Annotated in this window: 1 protein-coding gene; it reads right to left on the bottom strand. The window is 65.7% G+C overall.

The features are described from left to right. The coding region (locus ACNAVT_RS31875) for a transposase (RefSeq protein ID WP_416301715.1) at nt 1-285 on the bottom strand (285 nt) is incomplete at its 3' end. Nucleotides 286-335: the final 50 nt, after the last annotated feature.

The raw sequence follows: 335 nt of genomic DNA on the forward strand, positions 1-335 counted from the left end.
AAAGAAAGCCGACGCGGCCTTCAAGATCTCATTCGCCCGCCGCAGTTCGGCGTTCTCCCGCTTCAACCGGCGCAGCTCCGCTGACTCGTCGCTGGTGACCCCGGCACGCTGCCCAGCGTCGACCTCGGCCTGCCGGACCCATTTACGCAGCGTCTCAGCCGACCCAATGCCCAGCTTCGCAGCGATCGATCCGATCGCCTCCCACTCGGTGGTGTAGTCGCCCCGGTGCTCCAGCACCAGACACACCGCCCGCTCCCGCAGGTCTCTCGGGTACTGCTTCGGCATGGTCAGATCCTCTCAAGCAAAGAGGTCTCTACCAGCCCCGGGGCGGTTCA

It is taken from the genome of Micromonospora sp. SL4-19 (genome assembly GCF_047921475.1).
Taxonomy (GTDB): domain Bacteria; phylum Actinomycetota; class Actinomycetes; order Mycobacteriales; family Micromonosporaceae; genus Micromonospora.